Source organism: Kitasatospora sp. NPDC051702 (assembly GCF_040681575.1).
GTDB lineage: Bacteria > Actinomycetota > Actinomycetes > Streptomycetales > Streptomycetaceae > Kitasatospora.
The window spans coordinates 70,900-92,214 of sequence record NZ_JBFAZB010000023.1; the positions used below are offsets into that span (position 1 = coordinate 70,900).

The 21,315-nt window shown below is 75.5% G+C and carries 18 protein-coding genes; 12 read left to right on the plus strand and 6 right to left on the minus strand.

Annotation, left to right across the window (positions count from 1 at the left end; all coding sequences use genetic code 11):
- Window positions 1-134: 134 nt before the first annotated feature.
- Window positions 135-1,745 carry an amino acid permease gene (locus AB0N04_RS20315; protein WP_360216952.1) on the plus strand — a complete coding sequence of 537 codons (1,611 nt, stop codon included), beginning with the start codon at window positions 135-137 and terminating at the stop codon, window positions 1,743-1,745.
- Here the strand turns inward: AB0N04_RS20315 and AB0N04_RS20320 are convergent.
- From AB0N04_RS20320 to AB0N04_RS20330, 3 genes are all read right to left on the minus strand, one after another.
- Window positions 1,696-2,370 (minus strand): TetR/AcrR family transcriptional regulator, encoded by a 675-nt coding sequence (locus AB0N04_RS20320; RefSeq protein ID WP_360216955.1) that lies wholly within the window; start codon window positions 2,368-2,370, stop codon window positions 1,696-1,698. The genes AB0N04_RS20315 and AB0N04_RS20320 overlap by 50 nt on opposite strands.
- A 154-nt stretch (window positions 2,371-2,524) precedes the next feature.
- Entirely contained in the window at window positions 2,525-3,772 is a 1,248-nt protein-coding gene (locus AB0N04_RS20325; RefSeq protein ID WP_360216958.1) for an MFS transporter, read from the minus strand.
- Window positions 3,769-4,662 (minus strand): pirin family protein, encoded by an 894-nt coding sequence (locus AB0N04_RS20330; protein WP_360216961.1) that lies wholly within the window; start codon window positions 4,660-4,662, stop codon window positions 3,769-3,771. The genes AB0N04_RS20325 and AB0N04_RS20330 overlap by 4 nt, the downstream gene beginning before the upstream one ends.
- 183 nt (window positions 4,663-4,845) lie before the next feature.
- Between AB0N04_RS20330 and AB0N04_RS20335 the strand changes: the two genes are divergently transcribed.
- Window positions 4,846-5,418, plus strand: coding sequence for an NADPH-dependent FMN reductase (locus tag AB0N04_RS20335; RefSeq protein ID WP_360216963.1), 573 nt, complete (start codon window positions 4,846-4,848; stop codon window positions 5,416-5,418).
- Window positions 5,419-5,782: 364 nt separating this feature from the next.
- Here AB0N04_RS20335 and AB0N04_RS20340 read toward each other — a convergent pair whose 3' ends face one another.
- Window positions 5,783-6,358 (minus strand): nucleosidase, encoded by a 576-nt coding sequence (locus tag AB0N04_RS20340; RefSeq protein WP_360216966.1) that lies wholly within the window; start codon window positions 6,356-6,358, stop codon window positions 5,783-5,785.
- 492 nt (window positions 6,359-6,850) lie between these two features.
- Here AB0N04_RS20340 and AB0N04_RS20345 point away from each other — a divergent pair, with 492 nt between their 5' ends.
- The 10 genes from AB0N04_RS20345 (at window position 6,851) to AB0N04_RS20390 (ending at window position 20,001) form a co-directional block, all read left to right on the plus strand.
- Window positions 6,851-8,101: a hypothetical protein gene (locus AB0N04_RS20345; protein WP_360216969.1), complete on the plus strand. Its 1,251-nt coding sequence runs from the start codon at window positions 6,851-6,853 to the stop codon at window positions 8,099-8,101.
- Window positions 8,102-8,115: 14 nt separating this feature from the next.
- Entirely contained in the window at window positions 8,116-9,066 is a 951-nt protein-coding gene (locus AB0N04_RS20350; RefSeq protein WP_360216972.1) for a glutamate ABC transporter substrate-binding protein, read from the plus strand.
- A 181-nt stretch (window positions 9,067-9,247) separates the two neighbouring features.
- A complete protein-coding gene (locus AB0N04_RS20355; protein WP_360216975.1) occupies window positions 9,248-10,603 on the plus strand; it encodes a hypothetical protein in 1,356 nt (451 codons plus the stop codon).
- 5 nt (window positions 10,604-10,608) lie between these two features.
- Entirely contained in the window at window positions 10,609-13,137 is a 2,529-nt protein-coding gene (locus AB0N04_RS20360; RefSeq protein WP_360216977.1) for a tetratricopeptide repeat protein, read from the plus strand.
- 3 nt (window positions 13,138-13,140) lie between these two features.
- On the plus strand, window positions 13,141-14,445 hold the full coding sequence (locus tag AB0N04_RS20365; RefSeq protein WP_360216980.1) for a protein phosphatase 2C domain-containing protein: 1,305 nt from the start codon (window positions 13,141-13,143) through the stop codon (window positions 14,443-14,445).
- Window positions 14,446-14,646: 201 nt separating this feature from the next.
- The gene (locus tag AB0N04_RS20370; protein ID WP_360216983.1) at window positions 14,647-16,002 is read left to right on the plus strand and encodes a VWA domain-containing protein; all 1,356 of its coding nucleotides are present in this window, start codon (window positions 14,647-14,649) and stop codon (window positions 16,000-16,002) included.
- A 73-nt stretch (window positions 16,003-16,075) separates the two neighbouring features.
- Window positions 16,076-17,311 (plus strand): FHA domain-containing protein, encoded by a 1,236-nt coding sequence (locus tag AB0N04_RS20375; RefSeq protein ID WP_360216985.1) that lies wholly within the window; start codon window positions 16,076-16,078, stop codon window positions 17,309-17,311.
- A gap of 135 nt (window positions 17,312-17,446) precedes the next feature.
- Entirely contained in the window at window positions 17,447-18,364 is a 918-nt protein-coding gene (locus AB0N04_RS20380) for an ABC transporter ATP-binding protein (protein WP_360216988.1), read from the plus strand.
- Entirely contained in the window at window positions 18,361-19,509 is a 1,149-nt protein-coding gene (locus tag AB0N04_RS20385) for an ABC transporter permease (protein WP_360216991.1), read from the plus strand. The genes AB0N04_RS20380 and AB0N04_RS20385 overlap by 4 nt, the downstream gene beginning before the upstream one ends.
- A 42-nt stretch (window positions 19,510-19,551) precedes the next feature.
- Window positions 19,552-20,001, plus strand: a complete 450-nt coding sequence (locus tag AB0N04_RS20390; RefSeq protein WP_360216994.1) for a globin — start codon at window positions 19,552-19,554, stop codon at window positions 19,999-20,001.
- 73 nt (window positions 20,002-20,074) lie between these two features.
- On the opposite strand, the gene AB0N04_RS20395 is transcribed toward AB0N04_RS20390, so the two are convergent.
- Together AB0N04_RS20395 and AB0N04_RS20400 are read right to left on the minus strand one after the other, a co-directional pair.
- Window positions 20,075-20,767, minus strand: coding sequence for a hypothetical protein (locus AB0N04_RS20395; RefSeq protein WP_360216997.1), 693 nt, complete (start codon window positions 20,765-20,767; stop codon window positions 20,075-20,077).
- A gap of 33 nt (window positions 20,768-20,800) precedes the next feature.
- A complete protein-coding gene (locus AB0N04_RS20400; RefSeq protein WP_360217000.1) occupies window positions 20,801-21,265 on the minus strand; it encodes a thioesterase family protein in 465 nt (154 codons plus the stop codon).
- Window positions 21,266-21,315 lie beyond the last annotated feature (50 nt).

Genomic DNA, 21,315 nt, shown 5'->3' on the forward strand with positions numbered 1-21,315 from the left:
TCCCCGGCCGCCGGCCGCCCCGGGCCGCGGTCGGCGGGTGTCCACACCTCGGTCGGACCGGCCGGAGGACTTGATCACGACGGGCGGTCCGGGCCAGGATCTCCCCCGGTTGGATCAGAACGGGGGGAGCCGTGATGTCCGAGGACCGGTCGGTCAGTCGTGGGCTGAGACAGCGTCACATCGCCATGATCGCGCTGGGCGGGGCGATCGGAGCCGGGCTGTTCGTCGGCTCCGGCGTCGGCATCGCCGCAGCGGGGCCCGGGATCGTGGTGTCGTACGTCGTGGCCGGGGCGCTCACCGTCCTGGTCATGCGGATGCTCGGCGAGATGTCCGCCGCCCACCCCGGCTCCGGGTCGTTCTCCGCGCACGCCACCCGCGCCTGGGGGCCCTGGGCCGGGCTGCTGGCCGGCTGGATGTACTGGGCGCTGCTGGTGGTGAGCGTGGCCGCGGAGGCGATCGGGGCGTCCCGGATCGTGGCGGGATGGCTGCCCCAGGTGCCGGCCTGGGTGTGGGTGGCGGCGTTCATGGCGCTGTTCACCGGGACGAACCTGGCGGGCGTGCGGCACTTCGGAGAGCTGGAGTTCTGGTTCGCCGGTGTGAAGGCGGCCTCGATCTGCGCGTTCATCCTGCTCGGCGCCGCCGCCGTGCTCACCGGCCGGGCCCCGGCCGCGGAGCACCTGAGCGCCCACGGCGGCCTGCTGCCGCACGGCTGGCACGGGGTCGCGGTGGGCACGATCGCGGCGGTGTTCGCGTACGGCGGGCTGGAGACGGTGACGATCGCCGCCGCCGAGTGCGCGGATCCGGTGGCCGCGGTGCGCCGGGCGGTGCGCACGGTGCTGTGGCGGGTGGCGCTGTTCTACGTCGGCTCGATGGCGGTGATCGTCGCCGTGGTGCCCTGGGACGACCCGGCGGTCGCGGCCGGTCCGTACGCGGCGGCGATCGGCCGGATCGGGGTGCCGGGCGCGGCGCAGCTGATGAACGCCGTGGTGCTGGTGGCCCTGCTGTCCGCGATGAACGCCAACATCTACGGCTCCTCGCGGATGCTGCACGCCCTCGCCGCCCGCGGCGACGCCCCGCGCCTGCTGACCGGCCGCGGCCGGGCGGCCGCCCCCGGCGGTGCCCCGGGCGGTGCCCCGGACGGTGCCCCGGACGGCGTCACCGGTGGCAGCGGCGCCCCGACCGGCACCGGCCGCGCCGTGCTCGCCTCGGCCGCGTTCGGCTTCGCCTCGGTGGTGCTCAGCCTGCTGTGGCCGCGGACCGTCTTCCCGTTCCTGCTGAACTCGATCGGGACGGCGATCCTGGTGGTCTGGATCCTGATCGCCGCCTCCCACCTGCGGCTGCACGGCCGGCGGCGACGCCCCGGGGGGCCCGAGCAGGAGCGCGGGCCCGAGCGGGGCGGGCCCGGGCCGGCGGCCCCGATGCGGGGCTTCCCGTACCTGGGCTACCTGGCGCTGGCGGCGATGGCCGGGGTGCTGGTGTTCATGCTGGTGGACCCGGGCAGCCGCAGCCAGGTGCTGTGCACGGGCGCGTGGACGGCGGTGCTGCTGCTGGTGGCCGGGCTGCGGCGGCGCCGTCGCGGGCCGGGCGCCGCTGCGGACGCCCTTCCGGAGACTGGGCCGGGCGCCGCTCAGGACGCCCGTCCGGAGGCCGGCACGGCCGCCGCTCCGGACGCCCGGACCTCCGCCGTCGCCGCGGTCACCGCTCCCGCGCGTACCGGGCCAGGAACAGGTCGACCCCGGAGCTGATCATCCGGTGCATCCCGGCCTCGTCCAGGTCGGCCTCCGGGCGGAACGTCCGCACCAGCTGCGGCACGCCCACCGTGCAGGCGACCAGCTGCTGCACGGCCAGCACCGGGTCCTCCACGGCGAGCACGCCGCGGCGGTCCAGTTCGGCGAAGGCCTCGATCAGCGGGCCGTTGTTCATGTCGTAGCTGACCCGGTACCAGAGCTGGCCCAGCTGCGGGAAGCGGTCGATCTCGCCGATCACCAGCCGGCGCAGCGACATGATGTCGGGGCGCAGCAGGATGCGGGTCCAGTCGAGGGTGAGCGTGATCAGCGCGGAACGCAGGTCGTCGGCCTCGGCGATGGTGGAGTTCCACGGCTTGAGGTCCTCGTAGGTGGTCGGCAGTATGCCGCCGATCACCGCGAGGAAGAGCCGCTCCTTGTTGCCGAAGTGCTTGTAGATGGTCGCCTTGGAGACGCCGGAGCGCGCGGTGATGGCGTCCATCGAGGCCGCGGAGTAGCCCTCCTTCAGGAACTCGACCAGGGCCGCGTCGATGATCGCCTGCCGCTTGCGCTGGGCGGCGTCGACCGGGCTCGGGATGATCGGGATGCCGAACTCGTCGATCGGCCCGGGGTTGTCGGCGGCCATCGGGGTTCTCCTCGGGGTGCTCGGGGGGAGACGGTACGGGCCAGTATAGGAAACTGAACCGTTCGGTCGGATCGCGTGGCGGCGCCCGGCAGGGTGCCGACGGAGCGCGTTCCGCCTCGCCGGCGCACCCGCCCGCGGCCGGCGCCGCGACCGGTCAGTGCACCAGTGAGGCGAAGTGCGGGCCCAGCCCGGCGATCCGCTCGCCGAACTCCGCCAGGCGCGGGGCGAGTGCCGCCAGCTGCGGGCCGAGCGCCGCGCCGAGCAGGAACACCAGGTTGAACAGCCCGATCGCCTCCGACCGCCGGGGCGGCGCGACGGCCTCGGCCGCGGCGCCGGTCAGGACGCCCTGGCCGCCCGCGTTGACGCAGGCGCTGGCGCCCGCACCCAGCAGCACCAGCGGCGCCCAGGGGCTGGACGCGGCGAGGGCGAGCGCGGCGAACGAGCCGCCGAGCAGCAGGCCGGCGGTGCGCCGCAGGCCCAGCCGGGGCGCGGCGCGCACCAGCGACCAGGAGAGCAGTGCGCCGGTCAGGGTGGCGAGCGAGCCGACGGCCCCGGTCTGGACGGCGCTCCAGCCGGTCAGCGCGGCGGCCCGGCGCGGGGCGCCGTAGACCAGGCCGAAGTTGACGGTCGCCAGGACGAGCATCACGCCGGCGACGGCCCGGAAGCGCGGCACCGCCAGGGCGTCCAGGCCGAGGAAGCCGCGACCCGCGGGCCCGTCGGCCGCTGTGGCACTGCCCCGCGACCCCGGGGCCGGCGCCGGATCCGCCACCCGGTCCGCCACCGCCCCGGCGCACGCGCGCAGCGCGGCCGGCAGCACCGCCAGGGTCAGCACCGGGAGCACCAGGCAGGCCCGCCAGCCCAGCCCGGCCGCCACCGCCGCACCGATGAACAGCCCGGCGGTGCCGCCCGCCGCGCTGCCGATCGCGACGAGCCCGGAGGCCCGCCCGTCCGGCCGGCGCGCGGCCAGCTGGAAGGCGGCCACGTTGAACCCGGCCGCGCCGACCGCCTGCAGTGCGCGCCCCGCGACCAGCGGGCCGAGCTCCGCCCCGGCGGCCAGCGTGACCAGCACGCCGAGCAGCAGCGCCGCCGCGGAGGCGAGCAGCAGCGCCCGCGGGCCGCGCCGACCGGCGGTGCCGGTGAGCAGCGGGGTGCCGAGCATCATGCCGAGGCCGTAGCCGCTCATCAGCCAGGACGCGGAGTCGAGGCCGGTGTGCAGTTCGCGCGCGACGGCGGGCAGGACGAGGCTCGGACTGGAGAGCCCGGCGGCCCCGGGTGCGGCGACCGCCGCGAGCAGCAGGCCGGTCCGGAGCGACCCCCGTACGCCCCGGCCGGCGCTGCCCGCCGACGGCTCCGCCGGGGGCGCGCCCGCCCCGGCCGCCGTGTCCAGCACTCCCGGGCTCATTCCGGGATCCTCCCGAACTTGCCGTTCGAGAAGTCGAGTTGGGCCTGCCGGAGCTCGGCCGCGGTGTTCATCACGAACGGGCCGCCACGGGCCACCGGCTCGCCGATCGGCTCGCCGGCCAGGACCAGCACCTCGGCCGGGCCGCCCGGGGCGGCGACGGCGATCCGCTCGCCGTCGTGCGCCATCACCGCGAGCTGACCGTCCGCCAGCGGCGCGTCGGGCAGTTCGACGGCGCCGGAGAGCACGTAGACGGCGGCGTTGTGGCCCGCCGGCACGGTGAACTCGACCTGCCCGCCGGCGGGCAGCACGGCGTGCGCGAGCAGGACCGGCAGGTGGGTCTCGAACGGCCCGGCCACGCCGTGGCTGCGGCCCGCGATCACCTTGACCGCGCTGCCGTCCCCGGTGCGCACCACCGGGATGGTGTCGGGCCCCTGGTTCTGGCTGCGGGCCGGGAGGTCCTTCAGCCGGGCGGGCAGGTTCACCCAGATCTGGAGCATGTGCTGGCGGCCGCCGCGGGCGAGCAGGTCGGCGGTCGGCTCGTTGGAGTGCACGATGCCGGCGCCGGCGGTGAGCCACTCGACCTCGCCGGCGACGCTGGTGCCGCGCCGGCCGGTCGAGTCGGCCCAGTCCATCGAGCCCTCGATGAGGTAGGAGACCGCCTCGAAGCCGCGGTGCGGGTGGGCGGGGGCGCCCTTGGCCTCGCCGGGGGCGAGCAGCAGCGGGCCGGTCTGGTCGACCATCAGGAACGGGTCCAGCATCGGGAGCTCGGCCACCGGGAACGGGCGGCGGACGGGGAAGCCGGCGCCCTCGAAGGTGTGCACGGGATCGATGACGGTGGTGGTCGAGCGGACGGGGGCGGCCTGGGCCGCGGCGAGCTGAGTCGTCGTCATGCCCAAGACTGAACTACACGATTCAGTTCAGAGTCAAGACTGAACCGTCTGGTTGACGTGCTGAACTGAACCGTTTAGATTTCTCGGCGTCGGAACGACCGCCGGCCCGACTCCCGCCCCGCACCGGGCGGTCCGGCCGGCCGTCCGTGCCACCACCCACATCCACCCGCAAGGAGCACCGCCATGACCGCGTCCAAGGTCTTCGCCCTCTCCGGCTCGCTGCGCGCCGACTCGCACAACACCGCACTCCTGCGCGCCGCCCAGGCGTTCGACCCGGCCGGCATGGAGATCGAGATCTACGACGGCCTGCGCGAGATACCCCCGTACGACTACGACCTGGACCACCCCGGCCTGCGCCCGGCCGTCGTCGAGGAGCTGCGCCGGGCGGTCTCCGCCGCGGACGGCCTGCTCGTCGCCACCCCGGAGTTCAACTACTCCGTCCCCGGCGTCCTCAAGAACGCCCTGGACTGGCTGAGCACCGACTGGAGCCGGACCGAGGGCGTCCCGCTGCGCCACAAGCCCACCGCGATCATGGGCGCCGCGCCGGGCAGCTTCGGCTCCGTCCGCGCCCAGCTGGCGCTGCGCCAGGTCTTCCTCTGCACCGACAGCGACGTGGTGGCCAAGCCCGAACTCGTCGCCTTCCGCTCCCACGAGCGCTTCGACGGCGAGGGCACCCTCGTCGACGAGGGCACCATCGGCATCCTCAAGGACCTGCTGACCGCCCTGCAGGACAAGATCGACGCCGCCCGCGCCTGACGCCCCTCCCCCGGCCCCTCCGGCACCCCGCCCCGGCTCGCCCCGGCCCGGCCCCGCGCCCGCCCCGGCCTGCCCCGGCTCCGAGGACCCGCCCCGCCCCGGCTCGCCCCGGCCCGGCCCTGCGCCCCGCCGCGGCCTGCCCCGGCCCGGCACCCGCAGCCGCGTCCACGGCCTGCACCCGCACCCCGAAACCCACCGCCCCCACGCGGCACGAAGCCCGCCGAGCAAGCGCTCGGCGGGCTTCGTCACGCCTCCCGCACCGGTCCGGTCGGGCGGCCGGGGCGGCGCGGTGTCACCGGTCACCGCGCCACCGCGGATTCCGCACCGGTGGAACGTCACCGCTGGAACGTCACCGGCTGGAACGTCACCAGCCCTGCGCGGCGACCCAGTCGGCGAGGTGGCGGGCGCAGACGTCGACGGACTCGCGCCAGCTGTGCGCCGCGCCCTCGCCGGCCTCGTCACTGACGTGCTTGACCAGGCGCACCGGCAGCCCGGCACGGTGGGCGACCACCGCGACGGCGTAACCCTCCATGTCGACCAGGTCGGCGTGCTCGGCCAGCCGGGCGCGGGCCGCCGGGTCGGAGACGAAGAGGTCGCCGGTGGCCAGCACCGGCCCCTGGCCCCGGCCCACCACCAGCGGGGCGCCGTAGGTGCGCCCGGTGAGCTCGTACAGGGCGGGGGTGTCGAGGTCGTGCTGGATCACCTGGACCACGTGGTGGGTGCCCTCCCAACCGGGGCGCAGCGCGCCGGCGGTGCCCAGGTTGACCACCTCGGACGGCCGCTCGCCCTGCGCGAGGACGGTGGCCAGCGCCGAGGTGGCGTTGATCTTCCCGATGCCGGTGAGCAGGACGGGCAGCCGGCCGTCCAGGTGGGCGGCCTCCTCGCGGACGGCGACGACGAGCAGCGGGCGGTCGGGCGAGATCGTTCCAAGCAGGCGCATGCGCCCATCGTACGGAGAGCGTCCGGCCCGCAGCGGGAGCGCGCACCCGGGCGGACCCCGGCGCTCCGGACCGCCCGGGGAACCGCACGGGGTGCGTCCGGCGTCGGACGGTACGCCGCCCGCCCCGCGCGGCCGCCGAGGCGCCCGGGGCGGCACCGCGGCGAAGCCTCGAACCGTGCACCGGAAACTCAAGATCGGCGCAAGTCGGGTGTGGCCGGGGGGAGTCACGGCCATACTGCTGGCATCGGCCGCGCCCGGATGACGGGCCGGCCCCAGGGGAGGGTGAGGCGGGTGGCGACACCAGGAGGTACCGGCGCACCGGGCGCCGCGGTCCGGACACGGCCGAACGGTCCACCGGGCGCCACGGCGTCCAGACCCGGCGGTGCGCCCGCGCGCCGCCCCGCCGCGGGCCCACCCGCACCGCGCGGGCTGCGGGGGCGGCTCGCGCGGGCCGCCCGGACGGCCCCGGGCCGGCTGCGACTGGCCGGCGCGGTGCTCGCCGCGCTGACGGTGGCCTTCGGCGCGCTGACGGCCTGGCAGCTGGAGACCCGGGCGCAGGCCGCCCAGCGGGTGGTCTCCTACAGCCAGCCGCTGAGCCAGGCCGCCGCCGACATCCACCGCTCGCTGGCCGACGCCGACACCACCGCGGCCACCGGCTTCCTGCTGGCCGGCGCCGAGCCGAAGGCCGTCCGGGACCGCTACGAGCAGGACCTCGCCACGGCCGCCAAGCTGATCGCCGACGCCGCCGCCCGGACCACCGCGACCTCCCCCGCACAGGGCTCGCTCGCCCGGATCAACCAACAACTCCCGCTCTACTCCGGCCTGGTGGAGAGCGCCCGGACGAACAACCGGCAGGGCTTCCCGCTCGGCGGCGCCTACCTGCGGTACGCCTCCGAGCAGATGCAGACCCAGCTGCTGCCGGCCGCCGCCGAACTGACCACCATCGAGAACGGCGAACTGGCCGCCGACTACGCCGAGGCCAAGGCGGTGCCGTGGGGGGCGTACGTCCTGGCGCTGCTCACCCTCGCCGCCCTGGTCTGGGTGCAGCTGACGCTGTTCCGCCGCACCAACCGGGTCTTCAACCCCGGCCTGCTCGGCGCCACCGCCGCCGTCCTGGCCGGCGCGCTCTGGCTCACCGTCACCGGCCTGACCGCCAGCGCGGCGCTCAAGCAGAGCGACCGCGAGGGCGCGACCCCGCTGCGCGCGCTCAACGCCGCCCGGGTGGACGTGCTGACCGCCCGGCTCGCCGAGAACCTGAACTTCGTCGCCCGCGGCTCCACCACCAGGTACACCGACCAGTGGCTCAAGACCACCCAGCACCTGTCCGCCAGTGCGCCCGCCGACACCCCGGTGGACCAGCTGGTCGGCACGCTGCCGGAGGCCTTCCGGCTGGCGCCGCCGCAGGCCCGGTCGCTGGTCGCCGACGCCCGCGCGCAGTACGCCGTCTGGGACGAGCGGCACACCTCCGCGCGGAAGGCGGAGGTCGACCGGGCCGACTACCAGGGCGCCCTGGACGCGACCGTCTCGGCCGTAGGCGCCACCACCACCGCCGACGCCGCCTTCAACGGCACCGACCAGGCGCTCGCCAAGGCGGCCGACGCCGAGCAGGAGCGGTTCCTGGCGTCCGCGAAGGGCGTCGACGGGGACCTGCGCACCACGGCCGTCGCCGTCGCGGTGCTGGGCCTGGTCGCCGCGGCCGCCGCGCTGCGGGGCCTGGGCCGACGACTGGCCGAGTACCGGTAGAGGGGGGACGACAGATGCGCAAGAGGACCCGAACGGGCCGGCCGGCCGCCGTGCTGGCGCTGCTCGCCGCCGGTGCGGCCGTGCTCGGCGGGGGCGGCCCGTCCGGCGCCGCGCCCGTCGCCGCCGGCGCGCCGCAGACCGTGCGGCAGGACCAGCGGACAACGCAGGACCAGGCCGACTGCGACGTGTACAAGAGCGTGCCGCCGAGCACCGAGGACGGCCCGGCGGTGAAGGCGATCAAGGCCCGGCGCAGCCTGGTCATCGGTGTGGACCAGAACAGCTACCGCTGGGGCGCCCGCAACCCGAACACCGGCCAGATCGAGGGCTTCGACATCGACCTCGCGCGGGCGATCGGCACCGCCGTCATGGGCGACGCCGACAAGGTGGTGCTCAAGCCGGTGGCGACCGCGGACCGGGTCGACGCCGTCCAGAAGGGGCGGGTCGACCTGATCGTCCGCACCATGACGATCAACTGCAAGCGGATGGAGGACGTCGCCTTCTCCAAGCCGTACTTCAGCATCACCCAGCGGGTGCTGGTGCCGAAGGCCTCCCCGGCGAAGAACGTCGACGACGCGGTCAAGGACCGGACGGTCTGCGCCGCCAAGGGCTCGACGGCCTGGAACGTCCTGGACGGCAAGAAGACCGCCAGGCAGGTCGTCACCGTCGAGAACCAGCTGGACTGCCTGGTCCTGATGCAGCTCGGCAAGGTCGACGCCACCATGACCGACGACGGCCTGGCGGCCGGCCAGGCCGCCCAGGACCAGACCGTGCGGATCGTGGACGGCGAGGCGCAGCCCGAGGTGATCGGCGTCGCGATGCTCAAGACCAGCCCCGACCTGACCGCCCGGGTCAACCAGGTGCTGGCCGACTACTACGCGAGCGGCGCCTGGCGCAGCTCGTACGACCGCTGGCTCAAGCCCTACATGGTCAACGACGCCGACCACTACTGGCCGGTGGCACACTGACCGGCCCGCGGGCGGGCGGCGGGCGGGGCGGGGCCGGCACCACCGACGCCCCGCGCCCGCACCCGCCGCGGGGCCACCGGCTAGGGTTCGGGACGATCACCGCGGGGAGACCGCCGGTGGGCACGGGGGCTGTCGTGGGATCGCAGGACGGGATCGCACGCGAGGAAGGAAGGACACCGCGGTGGCGGCATCGGCTGGCCCGGTACTGAGCCGGGAGGAGGTGGACCGCGCGCTGGCGCGCCTCGGCGCGGAGCGCGACGCGGTCGAGTCCGCGCTGCTCGCCCTGCAGGACCACCCGGGCCTGCGGCTGCTCGACGGCGCCGACCTGGCCGGGCGCACCCTGGAGCAGTGGTCCGTCGCCGGCAAGGGCCTGCCGCTGCTCTGGGCGCTGTTCGACCGCTACTCGGAGGCGCTGGCCTCGGCGCGCGCCGTGCGGGCCCGCAAGGCCAAACCCGGTGCGCCCGAACTCGCCGAGCTGAGCGAGCTGTTGACCGGCGACGCGGTGACCGTCCCGGGCGGCGCGCTGCCCGACGGCCCGCAACTGCTCGGCGCGCCCGCCCGCCTGGTCGAGCGGATCAGCCTGGACGCGCTGATGGCCCGGATGAACTCCTGGTACGCCACCGTGCTGGAGGTGGTCAGCGCCGCCGACGCGGTCTGGTCGGCGCTGCCGGCCCGGATCGACCTGCTGCTGGCCGAACTCCACCGGGTGCGCACGCTAGCCGCCTCGCTCGGCGTGCGGGCCGGCGGCCACCCGCTGGGCGACGACCTCGCCGGGCTGGAGGCCGACCTCACCGCGCTGCGCACCGAGGTCCGCGGCGACCCGCTGGCGCTGTGGCGCCCGGCCCGGGTGCCCGCCCAGCGCGGCACCGTCCCGGAGGGCACCGCCTTCGCCACGCCCGCCGGCGTGGTGGACACCGAGCGCTTCGACCGGGCCGGGCGGGCCCTGGACGGCGTGCGGCTGGAGCTGGAGGACCTGCTGCGGCTGCGCGACGACGCCGAGGAGCGCCTGCAGGGCGTCGGGGACCTCCTCCAGCGGGCCGACGCCACCCTGGCCGAGGCCCGCCGGGCGCGCGGCGAGGTGCTGGCGAAGATCGCCGCCAGCGACGTCCCGGCGGTGCCCGGCCCGGCCTCGGCCCTGCGCGAACGGATCGTGACGGCCCTGGAGCTGCGCCAGGCCGGGCAGTGGGGCCGGCTGGCGCCGCTGCTGGACGCGCTGGAGGACGCCGCGGCCAAGGAGCTCGGCCGCGCCCGGCAGGCGCTCACCGAGGTGACCCAGCCGCTGGCCGTCCGCGCCGAACTGCGCGGCCGGCTGGACGCCTACAAGGCGATGGCGGCCCGGCTGCGGGTCTCCGAGGACCCGGAAGTGATCGAGCACTACGAGAAGGCGCGCTGGCTGCTCTGGAGCGCGCCCTGCGACCTGCGGGCGGCGGCCGCCGCGGTGGCCCGCTTCCAGCAGTCGCTGCGGCCGGCACAGGCCGGGGCCGCACCGGAGACGGCCGGCCCGACGCCGGTCGACGGACAGGTACAGGGGGGCTGAGGTTGATGGGCGGGACGTGCGTACGGCCGGAGTGCTCCGGCGACGGCAGGATCGACGAGGACGGCTACTGCGACGAGTGCGGGCTCGCCCCGGCGGGCGGCGGCACCCTGCCCCCGGTGGCGGCCCCGGCCGCCCCGGCCGTGGCGGGCCCCGGCTCGCCCTGCCCGCGGGACTGCCCCGGCGGCATCGACGCCGACGGCTACTGCGACGAGTGCGGCCTGACCCCGCCCGCCGGCGACACCGGCGCCACCCGGCCCCACCTGCCCTCCGCCCGGGTCTCCGCCGACTCGGGGCGCAGCGGCTCGGTCCGCTCGGTCTCCTCCCGCACCGGATCGGCCCGTTCGATGTCCGGCCGCTCCCGCTCGCACCGCTCGACCCGCACCGGCAGCAGCCGCTCGGTCTCGGTGCGCAGCACCCGCGCCAGCGGCAGCGCCGGCACCCGCAACCGGCTGGGCGCCGGCCTGGTCACCGTGCCGACGGTGGAGACGGCCGACCCGTCGCAGGCGGTGCTGGAGAACCCGCAGGTGCCGGAGCGCAAGCGGTTCTGCTCCAAGTGCGAGTCCCCGGTGGGCCGGGAGAAGGGCGGCCGGCCGGGCCGGCCGGACGGCTTCTGCACCAAGTGCGGCACCCCGTACTCGTTCACGCCCAAGCTGCGCCGGGGGGACCTGGTCGGCGGGCAGTACGAGGTGGTGGGCTGCCTGGCGCACGGCGGGCTCGGCTGGATCTACCTGGCGGTGGACCGGCGGGTCAACGACAAGTGGGTGGTGCTGAAGGGCCTGCTGGACACCGGGGACGAGGACGCGCTGGCCGCGGCCGTCGCCGAGCGGCGCTTCCTGGCCGAGGTGGACCACCCGAACATCGTCCGGATCATCAACTTCGCCGAGCACCCGGACCTGCGCACCGGCTCCACCGACGGCTACATCGTGATGGAGTACGTCGGCGGCAAGTCGCTCAAGGACATCGCCAACGACCGCCGCACCGCGGACGACCGGCGCGAGCCGCTGCCCGTCGAGCAGGCGATCGCGTACGCCCTGGAGGCGCTGCCGGCGCTCGGCTACCTGCACGGCCGGGGCCTGGTCTACTGCGACTTCAAGATCGACAACGTGATCCAGAGCGGCGACACGCTGAAGATCATCGACATGGGCGCCGTCCGCCGCTTCGACGACGAGGGCCCGATCTACGGCACCGTCGGCTACCAGGCCCCGGAGATCGCCGCCGACGGCCCCTCCCCCGCCTCCGACCTCTACACCGTCGCCCGCACCCTCGCGGTGCTCACCTTCGACTTCCAGGGCTACACCGGGCGGTTCCGCGACACCCTGCCCGGCCCCGAGGACGTCGAGGTCTTCGCCCGCTACGAGTCCTACTACCGCTTCCTGGTCCGCGCCACCGACCCGGACCCGGCCCGCCGGTTCTCCTCCGCCGAGGAGATGGCCGACCAGCTCACCGGCGTGCTGCGCGAGATCCTGGCCCTCCAGGACGAGCGCCCCCGACCGGCCCAGTCCACCCTCTTCGGGCCCGAACTGCGCGTCGTCGACACCGAACTGGTGATGCCCACCGAGCAGGCCGGGCAACTCCTGGTGACCGCCCTCGACCCGGCCGCCGCCGCCCTCGCCCTGCCCGTCCCCCGGGTCGACCCGGACGACCCCAACGCCGGCTTCCTCGCCACCCTCCTGGCCACCGACCCCGAGGAGGCGCTCACCGCCCTGGCCGGCGCGCCCGCCTTCTCCGTCGAGAGCCGACTGCGCGAACTGCGCGCCCAGCTCGAACTCGGCCGCCACCGCGAGGCCACCGCCGCACTCGGCGCCCTGGAGAACGACCACCCCGACGACTGGCGGGTGGTCTGGTACCGCGGGCTGGTCGCCCTGGTCGCCTCGGTCGACGGGGACGGCGACGGCACGCGCGGGAACCCCGCGGACCTACGGGCCGCCGCGGAGGCCTTCGACGCGGTGTACGACGCCTTCCCCGGCGAGGCCGCACCCAAGCTGGCCCTGGCCGTCTGCGCCGAACTGCTCGGCGACGGTGGCGACGCGGCCGAGTTCTACCGGCTGGTGTGGACCACCGACCAGGCCTACCTGAGCGCCGCGTTCGGGCTCGCCCGGGTCCGCCTGGCCGAGGACGACCGCCCCGGCGCCGTCCGGGCCCTGGAGTCCGTCCCCGCCACCTCCAGCCAGTACACCGCCGCCCGGATCGCCGCCGTCCGCGCCCGCCTGCGCGAACGGCCCGCCACCGACCCGCTGGCCACCGACCTCGGCGCCAGCTCCGCGCAGCTCACCGCGCTGCGGCTGGACGACCGGCGCCGCGAGGAGCTCTCCGTCGAACTGTTCGGGGCGGCCCTCGGCTGGGTCACCGCGGGCTCGACCGGTGCCGCCCAGGCCGGCGCCCCCACGGTGCTCGGACGTCCCGCGGTGGAGCGGGAACTGCGGTTCGCCCTGGAACAGTCATACCGGGTACTCGCCCGGTTGGCCGACCGGACCGAGACCAGGATCGAGATGGTGGAGCGGGCCAACCGCGCCCGCCCCAGGACGTGGGTGTAGCCGATGCCACAGCAGACCGTGTGCCCGAGCTGTTCCGAGCCGATGGAGCCGGAGGACGCCTTCTGCGGCGCCTGCGGGGCCGGCCGGGACGGCCGGCCCGCCCCGGGCGCACTGCCCGCGAGCTGGACCGCCGCCCCGGGCGAGACCGTCCCGCCGCAGCACGGGCCGGGCTGCGCGCACTGCGGCAGGCCGCAGGTCACCCCCGACGGCTACTGCGAGGCCTGCGGCCGGGCCCAGCCGCGCCCGCGCGACCACATGGAGAAGTCGCTGGGCGGCGTCGCCGGGGTCAGCGACCGCGGCGTGCGCCACCACCGCAACGAGGACTCCTTCACCGTCGCCGCGACGTCGCTGCCCGGCGGCGAGCCCGTCGTGGTCGCCGTGGTGTGCGACGGCGTGTCCTCCTCCGACCGCCCCGACGAGGCCTCCGAGACCGCCGTCGACGCCGCCTCCGAATCGCTGCTGACCTCCCTGGAGGCCGGCCGCGAACCCACCGCCGCGATGCGCCAGGCCATCGCCGACGCCGCCCGGGCCGTCGCCGACCTCGCCGCGGACGGCGCCGGGCCCGCCCGGCCCGACCTCAACGCGCCGGCCTGCACCTACGTCAGCGCGATAGCGTCCGGCGGCCGGATCACCATCGGCTGGGTCGGCGACACCCGGGCCTACTGGATCCCGGACGACCGCGCCGCCGCCGAGCCGTTCCGGCTCACCCAGGACGACTCCTGGGCGGCCCGGATGGTCGAGGCCGGGCTGATGGGCGAGGCCGAGGCCTACGCCGACCCGCGCGCCCACGCCATCACCGGCTGGCTCGGCGCGGACGCCGAGGAGGTCGTCCCGCACACCCTCGACTTCACCCCGCACGTCCCCGGGGTGCTGCTGATCTGCACCGACGGCCTGTGGAACTACGCCGAGGCCGCCACCGACCTGGCGTACTACGTCCGACCGGACGCCCGCACCGAACCCCTCGCGGCGGCCCAGACCCTGGTGAAGTTCGCGGTCGCCGCCGGCGGCCACGACAACATCACCGTCGCCGTCCTGCCGATCGACCCGCCGGCCCGCGCGGTCGGCGACGACGAGGACGAGCGGACGGCCACCGCCCTCGACCTGCCCGTGGTCGTCCCGCGGGGCGCCCCGGCCGGCGAGGACGAGGAGGACCACGATCCGACCCTGCCCGACCTCCCGGTGATCGGCTCCCCCGCCGCCCCGCTGCCACCGACCCCGCCCGCACCCCCGGCGGTCCCCCCGGCCGCACCCGCCGCCCCGGCGGCCCCGGTCGTCCCGCCCCAGCCGCCGCACCCGCCGACGGCCTGACGGAACGCCGCGTCGCCGCAGCGGGCCCGCCCCACCGGGGGCGGGCCCGCTGCGGCCGACCGCACGGACCGGTCCGCACCGCCCCGCACTGCACTGCACCGCCCCGCACTGCACCGCCCCGCACCAAGGCGCACCAAGCCGCACGGACCTGCACCGACCTGCACCGACCTGCACCGACCACCTGACGGGAGCCACCGGCCCATGGCAACACTGGCGAAGCCGAACCTGCCCAGGTTCGACGTGGACATCTTCCAGAACGAGTACCTCGCCGACGGCGCCCGCGAGGTCAACGCCATCGTCACCGTCACCGCGACCGGCGGCGGCACCTCCGGCGGCCGCCCGCTCGGCCTCTCGGACGCGGCCCAGCAGGGCGCCGACGCCGCCGCGGCCGTGGTGATCCTGGTCGACTGCTCGGGCTCGATGGACTACCCCAAGACCAAGATCAACGGGGCCCGGGAGGCCACCGCCGCCGCCATCGACGCGCTGCGCGACGGCACCGCCTTCGCGGTGGTCGCCGGCACCCACGAGGCCCGCGACATCTACCCGGGCGACGGCACCCTCGCGACCGCCTCCGCCGACACCCGGGGCCGCGCCAAGGAGGCCCTGCGCCGCCTCACCGCGGCCGGCGGCACCGCCATGGGCAGCTGGCTCGCCAAGGCCGACCAGCTCTTCCTGACCCGCCGCGACATCACCATCCGGCACGCCGTCCTGCTCACCGACGGCAACAACGAGCACGAGTCCGCGGCCGACCTGGAGCGCACCATCGAGCGGGTCGGCGGCCACTTCACCGCCGACTGCCGCGGCGTCGGCACCGACTGGCGGATCGACGAGCTGCGCAAGATCTCCTCCGCGCTGCTGGGCACCGTCGACATCGTCGCCGAACCGTCCGGCCTGGCCGAGGACTTCCGCTCGATGATGGCCGGCGCCATGGGCAAGCAGGTCGCCGACGTCGCGCTGCGGATCTGGACCCCGGCCAACGCCACCGTCAGGTTCGTCAAGCAGGTCGCCCCCAGCGTCGAGGACCTCACCGCCCGGCGCGCCGAGGCCGGCCCCCGGGCCGGCGACTACCCCACCGGCTCCTGGGGCGACGAGAGCCGCGACTACCACGTCTGCGTCGAGGTCCCGGCCGCCTCGGTCGGCAACGAGATGCTCGCCGCGCGGATCAGCCTGGTGCTGCCCCCGCAGGTCGGCGGCGGCACCCCCGAGGTGCTCTCGCAGGGGCTCGTCAAGGCGGTCTGGACGGACGACCTGGCCTCCTCCACCCGGATCAGCCCGCAGGTCGCCCACTACACCGGGCAGGCCGAGCTCGCCTCCTCCATCCAGGAGGGCCTGGAGGCCCACCGGGCCGGGGACGTCGACACCGCGACCGCCAAGCTGGGCGCCGCCGTCCGGATCGCGCACGCGACCGGGAACGACGGCACCTACAAACTGCTGCAGAAGGTGGTCGACGTGGTCGACCCGAAGGAGGGTACCGTTCGGTTCCGTAAGAACGTGAGCGAGGCCGACTCGATGACCCTTGAGACCCGGTCGACCAAGACGGTGCGTGTGAAGAAGTGACCGCTGAAGACGTGACCGGGCCGACGACCCGGTGCGACGCCGCCCCAAGCCGGCTCGATGTGAGGGGGAACTGATGCCGATCTGCCCGAGGGGCCATGAGTCGCAGGCCGAGGACTGGTGCGACTTCTGCGGCTTTCCGATGACTCCGCCCGCCCCGGCGCCCGGGGCCCATCCGGGGGCGCACGGGGCCCACCCCGCGCCCGGAGCACCCGCCGGGCACCCGGAGCACGGCGGGACGCCCTACGGCGCCCCGCTGCCGCCCCCGCCCGCACCGCCGGGGGCCCACCCGCAGCCCGGCGCCTACCCGCCGCCGCCCGCGCAGGGCTTCCCGGACCTCACCGAGGGCCTGGTGGTCTGCCCGATCTGCCGCAGCCCGCAGACCGGGCGGTTCTGCGAGGAGTGCGGGTACGACTACGAGCTCTCCACGCCCTCGCGCCGCCAGCCCCCGGCGGCCGGCGTCCCCGCGCCGGGCCCGGCCCAGCCCCCGCCGCTGAACATCCCGGCGGCGTACGGCGGCGCCCCGCAGCCGGGCGCGCCCCAGCACGCCCAGCCCCAGCACGGCGCACCACAGCACGGCCAGCCCCAGCACGGTGTCCCTCAGCCCGGGGTCCCCCAGCACGCCCAGCCCCAGCACGGCGCACCGCAGCACGGCCAGCCGCAGCCGGCGCCCCTCCCGCAGCAGCTCCAGCCGCAGCAGCCGCAGGCCCCCGTGCCCGCGCACACCTACGGCTACCCGCCGCCCGAGGGCGCGTTCCCCGAGGCCCCGGCCCGCGAGGACTCCGGCCCGGTCTACGCCCAGCCGCCCGGCCAGAACGGGCAGGCCGGCGGGGACTTCCGCACCTCGTTCCACCTCGCCCCGCCGCAGCCCCAGCCGGAGGCCGCCCCGGCGGAGCCGGTCCGAGCCAACTGGATCGCGGTGGTCTCGGCCGACCGCGACTACTTCACCGACATGATGGCCCGCAGCGGTCCCGAGGCGGCCGGCCTGTTCTTCCCCCCGTACTGCCCGGAGCGCCGCGTCCCGCTGACCGGCCGCGGCCAGCTGCGGATCGGCCGGCGCAGCCAGCACCGCGGGACGGTCCCGGAGATCGACCTGTCGGTGCCGCCGGAGGACCCGGGCGCCTCGCACCAGCACGCGCTGCTGGCCGAACAGGCGGACGGCAGCTGGGTGCTGGTGGACCAGGACTCCACCAACGGCACCACCGTCAACGGCGGTGCGGAGCCGATCACCCCGCACACCGCCGTCCCGCTCAACGACGGCGACCGGATCCACGTCGGCGCCTGGACGACCATCACGGTGCACCGCGCCTGACGCCGGGCCCGACCGGGCCGGACGGACCACCGCGTCCGTCCGGCCCGACGCGTTTCCCGGCCTCGGCAAAATGATCTTCAAATCACTTGCGCCACGCCTGCACAGCCCCACCGGATGCCCCTACGCTCTGGGCACATGACTGCAGCTATATCCGCCGACGGAATCCGTCAGCGGTACGGGGATGTGCAGGCCGTCGACGGGGTGTCCCTCACCGTCGAGGCCGGCGAGTTCTACGGGATCCTGGGGCCCAACGGCGCCGGGAAGACCACCACCATGGAGATCCTGGAAGGAGTCCGCGAACCGGACGAGGGCCGGGTCGAGCTGCTGGGGATGGCACCCTGGCCGCGCAACCCGCAACTGCTGCCGCGCATCGGCGTGCAGTTCCAGGCCTCCGCCTTCTTCCGGAAACTGACGGCCCGGGAGACCATCCGCACCTTCGCCTCGTTCTACGGGGTCGGCCCCCGACGGGCCGACGCGATGCTGGAGCGGGTCGGTCTGGCCGACAAGGCGGAGACCCTCACCGAGAAGATGTCGGGCGGCCAGGCCCAGCGCCTGTCGATCGCCTGCGCCCTGGCCCACGACCCGGAGCTCGTCTTCCTGGACGAGCCCACCACCGGCCTCGACCCGCAGGCCCGGCGCAACCTCTGGGACCTCCTGCGGGACATCAACTCCGAGGGCCGCACGGTCGTGCTGACCACCCACTACCTGGACGAGGCCGAGGTCCTCTGCGACCGGGTCTCGATCATGGACCACGGGAAGATCCTGCACACCGGCGCCCCCGCCGCGCTGATCCGCGAGATCGACGACACCGTCCGGATCAGCGTCGCCTCCGGCCAGCTCACCGCCGACCGGGCCCGCGAACTGCTCACCGCGGCCGGCGCCGAGATCGCCGCCCTGGACGACGACACCGTCACGCTGGCCGTCTCCACCCGCCTCCCGGCCCCGGTCCTGAGCGTCCTGGCCGAGCAGAACGCGCTGCGCGGCCTCGAGGTGCGCGGCGCCACCCTGGAGGACGTCTTCCTCCAGCTGACCGGACGGGAGTACCGGGCATGACCGCCAGCACGTCCACCGGCACCAAGGTGCCCGCCCAGCGCGGCGGTCCGACCGGCGAGGCGGGCGCCGGCCGGGAGCGCGTCAGCGCGTTCTGGAGCCTGTCCCGCGCCATGCTGCTCGGCATGAAGCGCGACCGCACCGCGACCTTCTTCATCCTGCTCTTCCCGCTGGTGTTCCTGGTCTTCTTCGGCACCGTCAGCAAGGGCACCGGCAGCCCGCACGCCAAGGTCGCGCAGGTCGGGGCGGTCCAGCTGTTCGACTCGATGCAGGGCGACGCCCGCACCGGGCTGAACGCGGTCCTCACCATCACCCGGACCGACGACGAGGCCGGCACCCTGGAGAAGGTCCGCAAGGGCGACTTCGACGCGATGATCGAGCAGGGGCCCGACGGCAGGGTCGAGCTGCGGTACAGCGCCGCCGACGCCGTCCGGGCCGGCGCCCTCCGGGGCATCCTCGACTCCGTGGTCCAGAGCGCCAACCAGGCCGCCACCGGAAAGCCCCCGGCCTACGTGCTGGACGCCCAGCAGGTCGAGGACAAGTCGCTCAAGCCGATCCAGTTCCTCACCCCCGGCCTGCTCGGCTGGGCCGTCGCCACCGGCGCGGTCTTCGGCGCCGCCCTGACCCTGGTCAACTGGCGCAAGACCAAGGTGCTGCGCCGCCTGCGGCTGGCCCCGATCAGCGCCGGCACCGTCGTCAGCTCCCGGATCGTGGTCTCGCTGCTGACGGCGCTCCTGCAGAGCGCCGTCTTCCTGGTGGTCGCCACGGGCTTCTTCGGGCTCAAGCTCACCGGTGACTGGTGGCTGGTCATCCCGCTGGTGGCCTGCGCGACCCTCGCCTTCATGTCGATCGGGCTGCTGGCCGGTTCGGTCGCCAAGACCGAGGAGGCCGCCAACGGCATCTCCCAGGTCATCGTCCTGCCGATGTCCTTCCTGTCCGGCTCGTTCTTCCCGCTGGACGGCGCGCCGGGCTGGCTGCAGACCATCTCCAAGGTGATGCCGCTGCACTACCTGGTCACCTCCGCCCAGTCGGTGCTCACCCGCGGCGGCGGCGTCATGGACGCCCTGCCCACCATGGGCGGGCTGCTGGCCTTCGCGGCGGTGCTGACCGGCGTCGCCTGGAAGCTGTTCAAGTGGGAGGACGCGTAGCCACCGCGTCCGGATGAGCCCGCCGCACGGGGTCGTACGCCGATGGTCCCGGTGTACGGCCCCGCCGGCGTCTGCGACCATGGTCGGGTGACAGAGATCGGGCGAGGCACGTTGAGCGAGGAGACCTTCTTCGAGCGGGTCGGCGGAGAGCCGACCTTCCGGCGGCTGGTCCACCGGTTCTACCAGGGCGTCGCCGAGGACGAGTTGCTCCGGCCGATGTACCCCGAGGAGGACCTCGGCCCGGCCGAGGAGCGACTGACCCTCTTCCTGATGCAGTACTGGGGCGGCCCCCGCACCTACGGCGAGCAGCGCGGCCACCCGCGGCTGCGGATGCGGCACGTGCCGTTCAAGGTCGACCGCGCCGCGCACGACGCCTGGTTGAAGCACATGCGGGCCGGGGTGGACGAGCTGGCCCTGCCGGCCGAGGACGAGCAGCAGCTCTGGGACTACCTCACCTACGCCGCCGCCTCGATGATCAACACCCCGGGCTGATCCGGCCGGATCCGGCCCTTCCGGCCCGCGCCGCAGCGGCGGCCCCGCGCGGCTGGGGCTTGTCGGACGAGCCCTAGCGGAGCGGGCTCAGCCCCAGGCCCGCGCCGGGCGCGGCCGCCGTCCGCACCGCCACCGAGCCGGCCGGCGCGCTCAACCGCAGCCAGCCGCCCGCCCGGTGCACGGTGAGCGGCGAACCGGGCTTCAGGAAGCCGATCACGTGCGCCGCGTGCACCGCGCGCAGCGGCAGCTCCGGCAGCGCGCCGACCGGGCGCGACCAGATCTCGTCGGCCAGCGCGTCCAGCACCGCACGGCTGCGGTGGTGCTCCGGGACGGCCTCACTGCGCTCGCGGAACTCCCGCACCCCGGCCATCAGTTCGGGGTACACCTCGGCGGCCGGCGGCGACCCGACCGGGCGCCAGCCGGTGCGCGGCGGCAACAGCCCCGCCCAGGCCGGGCCGGTCACCGGCGCCGGCAGCGCGACGGTGCCCGCCCCGTCGTCCACGCCGTCCAGCAGCCGGCCGGCCGAGACGGTCAGGTCGACCGGCTCGCCCAGCCCGGTCAGCCGGGAGGTGCGGATCGCGAGCGCGCCCGAACCGCCCAGCGGCAGCCGCCCGAACACCGCCAGCACCCCGTCCTCCGCGGCCGGGGCCACGGCCTGCAACCGGACGGCGGCCGCCCGGTCGAAGCGCAGCAGCCGCTGCAGGAAGGCGGCGAGGTCGGCGGCCCCGCCGGCATCGGTGAGGGCGAGACGGGCGGTGATGGTCAACGCTGGTCAGCTCGAATCGGTAGGGGTCGGTGCTCAGGCGGCGGCCGCGGCCACGCCCGCCTTCTCGTCCAGAGCGGGTTCGTCCATGAAGCGCGACAGGAACGCCCGCTCCACGGGCGAGATCCGGCGCGGCCGGCCCTCGGCCAGGTCGTAGGGGACGACCACCGTGGAGGCCCGGACGTACACCGTCTCGGTGCCGTCCGCGGCGACGTCCTTGATCTCGTAGGACACCGTCAGCGAGGCGCCGCCGATGTGGGTCACCCTGGTCTCCACGGTGACCGGCTCCGGCCGGTGCACCAGCGGACGCTTGTAGTCGATCTCGTGGCGGGCCACCACCGAGCCGCCCGCGAACTCCCCGGCGCCGGCCTCGGCGGCCTGGGTGAACATGAAGTCGATCCGGGCCTCCTCCAGGTAGCGCAGGAAGACCACGTTGTTGACGTGTCCGAAGGCGTCCATGTCGGACCAGCGCAGCGGGCAGGCGTAGATGTGGCGGGCCACAGGTGTTCTCCTCGACGTCCGGTCGCCCGCCGCCGGGTGGCGGCGGCGGG